This window comes from Nocardiopsis prasina DSM 43845 (genome assembly GCF_000341265.1).
GTDB lineage: Bacteria > Actinomycetota > Actinomycetes > Streptosporangiales > Streptosporangiaceae > Nocardiopsis > Nocardiopsis prasina.
In genome coordinates this window covers 1-2,929 of the sequence record NZ_ANAE01000237.1, presented here as the reverse complement: position 1 = coordinate 2,929, position 2,929 = coordinate 1, and the positions used below count along the sequence as shown (strand labels likewise).

Annotated in this window: 5 protein-coding genes; 4 read left to right on the top strand and 1 reads right to left on the bottom strand. The window is 69.9% G+C overall.

What is annotated here, in order from left to right:
• Positions 1 to 197: 197 nt before the first annotated feature.
• Entirely contained in the window at positions 198 to 908 is a 711-nt protein-coding gene (locus D452_RS0127135; protein WP_017547274.1) for a hypothetical protein, read from the top strand.
• Here D452_RS0127135 and D452_RS0127130 read toward each other — a convergent pair.
• Positions 889 to 1,647: an IclR family transcriptional regulator gene (locus D452_RS0127130; RefSeq protein WP_017547273.1), complete on the bottom strand. Its 759-nt coding sequence runs from the start codon at positions 1,645 to 1,647 to the stop codon at positions 889 to 891. The genes D452_RS0127135 and D452_RS0127130 overlap by 20 nt on opposite strands.
• Positions 1,648 to 1,754: 107 nt before the next feature.
• On the opposite strand from D452_RS0127130, the gene D452_RS0127125 reads away from it, so the two are divergent.
• The 3 genes from D452_RS0127125 to D452_RS29150 form a co-directional block, all read left to right on the top strand.
• Positions 1,755 to 2,009 (top strand): FitA-like ribbon-helix-helix domain-containing protein, encoded by a 255-nt coding sequence (locus tag D452_RS0127125; RefSeq protein WP_017547272.1) that lies wholly within the window; start codon positions 1,755 to 1,757, stop codon positions 2,007 to 2,009.
• Positions 2,006 to 2,407 carry a type II toxin-antitoxin system VapC family toxin gene (locus tag D452_RS0127120; RefSeq protein WP_017547271.1) on the top strand — a complete coding sequence of 134 codons (402 nt, stop codon included), beginning with the start codon at positions 2,006 to 2,008 and terminating at the stop codon, positions 2,405 to 2,407. Before D452_RS0127125 ends, D452_RS0127120 begins: the two co-directional genes overlap by 4 nt.
• Before the next feature lie 91 nt (positions 2,408 to 2,498).
• Positions 2,499 to 2,929 (top strand): aromatic amino acid lyase (locus D452_RS29150; RefSeq protein ID WP_040695055.1); only part of this gene is annotated, 431 nt, incomplete at its 3' end.

The following is a 2,929-nucleotide window of genomic DNA, read 5'->3' as shown; positions in this document are numbered from 1 at the left end:
CGACCCCCTCGATGACCAGGACCTCCCCGTCCACCAGGAGTGCGGTCTCGTACTCTCGTGTGCTCCGCCTCATGGGACAGGACTGTAGTGCCGGGGAGGGGCGGACATCAGGCGTTCGCCGGGATTGGCCGCACATGGACGGGAAAGCGGGGTGAGGCACCGCCCCAAGCACCCCGGAAGCTTGGAAGAATGGGGGCATGGCCTCCCCCGAACCACCGGACGTCCCCCCTGAGACACGGGGTGTCCCCTCGGACCTGACCCAGTCGCCCGCGAGCGTGTCCCACCTGCGCCGCTACGTCAGTCTGCGCGGCCCCAACACCCGCATGTGGATGACGGCGGCCTACTTCTCCGGCGGTCTCACCCTGGGGTTCGTGGTGGTGGTGGGCTCCATGCTCTGGCACGTCATGCGCGAGGAGACCACGGTCAGCTCCGTGTCGCTGTGGGCGTTCGCGGCACTGGTCATGTTCTTCATCGGCCCCGGCAGCAACGTCTTCCTCGTGCGCGGGCTGCCCCAGCGCATCACCCGCCAGGGAATCAGTGCCGACAGCGACGGCGTCACCGTGCTCCAGGAACGCAAGTGGTGGTTCCCCGGCGAGGGCACCTTCATCGCCTGGTCGGAGATCCGCCGCATCCGCGAGGTGCACACCGGAGGGCGCAGGGTCACCTACTTCATCGAGTTCGCGCTGGATACCCACCGCACCGACCCCGAACTGCCCAGCTGGGCCGAGACCCCCGAGAGCCTGGACCTGGAGGTCGACGCCGGGGCCGCCACGCAGTTCTACGTGCAGGTGCCGCGCGACCGCAAGGAGCACATCCTGAAGATGGTGGAGCGCACCGCGCCCCTGCCATCGATCGTGGAGCGGACGCCACCGCTGCGTGAGCGCCGCGCTAGCCGGAGCGCCCGCTGAGCCTGCGGGTGAGTTCACCCGCGGCGTCCCGCACCCGCCCGGCCAGGGCCCTCGGGGTGACCGGCCGCGCGATCGGAACGGTCAGGCTGATCGCCGCCGCCGGGCGCCCGTTGTGGTCCGAGGCGGCCGCCGCCACCGAGAGGAACCCCTCGGTGACCTGGCCGCTCTCGATCGACCACCCCTGTTGGCGCTCCTCGGTGAGGAGCTCCCGCAGTTCCCCCGGAGTGGTGGGCCCGTGCCCGGTGCGGTCGGTGAAGGCCGCCGTGTCCGGGTAGAGCGCCCGGACCTGGGCGCGGGGGAGCCGGGCCAGCATCGCCCGCCCCGACGCCGTCAGGTGAGCGGGCAGGCGCACCCCGACCCCGGTGATCAGCGTGGGCGCGTGCGGCGGCTGTTCCTTGAGCAGGTACAGCGTGTCCGCGCCGTGGAGCACGCCCAGGTGCGCGGTGGCCCCGGTGGTCTCGGTCAGCTGGTGCAGGAGGGGCCGGGCCAGCCGCTCGATCCCGTCGTGGCGCAGGTAGGCCGAGCCGATCTCGAAGGCCGCGACCCCCAGGCCCCACCGCCGCTCCTCGGGCAGGTGGGTCACGAACCCCTCCTCGGCCATCGCCTCCAACAGCTGGTAGACGCTGGAGCGGGGCAGGCCGAGCCCGGTGGCGATCGCCGTGGCCGACACCGGCCCCGGCCGCGAGGCTAGGAAGCGCAGCAGCCGCAGCGCGCGCGTGGCAGCCGGAACAACACTCATGCCCCGATGGTCCCACGCCATGCGGTTTTACCTTATGTGGTGCTAGAATGCATATGTTCTGGCGCCAAAGTGCACACAATTGCGGGAATTGTAGGTACGATGGAGTCATGGCTGCTATTCAGATCAAGGACGTGCCGGACGAGGTCAGAGACACCCTGGCGGCGGAGGCCAAGAGGTCGGGCAAGTCCCTCCAGGCCTATCTACTGGGTCTCTTGGAGAAGGAGGCACGGTTCGCGCGCAACCGGGAGATCGTTGCGCAGACCCCCTTGCCGGGGGCGAAGCTGACTGTGGAAGAAATCGTTGCCGTGGTGCGTGAGGCCCGAGGCGATGGTGGTGACAAGCCGGAAAGCGAAGTCGCGTGATCGTTGTTGACACGTCGGCGCTGGTCGACCTCTACCTTGGCGTGACCGGTCACGGTGCCGGGGTGGCCCAAAGAGTCCTTGGCAGTGACCCGGAGTGGTACGCGCCGAGTCATCAACCGGCCGAGTTCCTCAGTTCCATGCGTGGCCTCGTGCTGGGGAGGAAGTTCCCCCAGGCTGAGGCAGAAGCGGCACTGAAGCTCTATGAGATGCAGGCCATCAGCTATGTGGACGCCACCGGGTCGATCTTCCACCGCGCGTGGGAGCTTCGGCACAATCTGAGCGCCTATGACGCGGTCTATGCCGCTGTCGCTGAAGAGCTGAACTGTGCGCTGGTCACCGCGGACGCGCGGCTCGCCGCCGCTCCGGGGCTCAGATGTGAGGTGCGGGTGATCCGGTAGGGAAAGGCCACCGGGTGGGGTGTCTGGGATCTCGGACGGTTCCGTCGTGTTGGCGCTTTCGGCGGGCCTCCGGACACGGTCGAATGGGGGCATGTCCACAGCCGTTCCTTCCGTTGCCGTCGGCGGTGCACCGCTCACCCCGGCCCAGGTCCTCTCCGTCGCCCGCGAGGGCGCCCACGTCGTTCTCACCGAGGAGACCCGCAAGGCCGTCAGCCACGGCCGCGAGCGGGTCGAGGCGCTCGCCCGGGGCGAGGTCCCCGCCTACGGTGTCAGCACCGGGTTCGGTGCGCTGGCCACCCGGCACATCGCCCCCGACCTGCGCGCCCGCCTCCAGCGCTCCCTCATCCGATCGCACGCCGCCGGGGCCGGACCCGAGGTGGAGCGCGAGGTCGTGCGCTCGCTGATGCTGCTGCGTCTGCGCACGCTCGCCTCGGGCAACACCGGGGTCGAGGTCGCCACCGTCGAGACCCTGGCCGCCCTGCTCAACGCCGGGATCACCCCCGTCGTCCACGAGTACGGCAG

Coding starts and splice junctions, on each gene's coding strand:
- D452_RS0127135 (WP_017547274.1), top strand. CDS start 198: ATGGCCTCCCCCGAACCACCGGACGTCCCCCCTGAGACACGGGGTGTC.
- D452_RS0127130 (WP_017547273.1), bottom strand. CDS start 1,647: ATGAGTGTTGTTCCGGCTGCCACGCGCGCGCTGCGGCTGCTGCGCTTC.
- D452_RS0127125 (WP_017547272.1), top strand. CDS start 1,755: ATGGCTGCTATTCAGATCAAGGACGTGCCGGACGAGGTCAGAGACACC.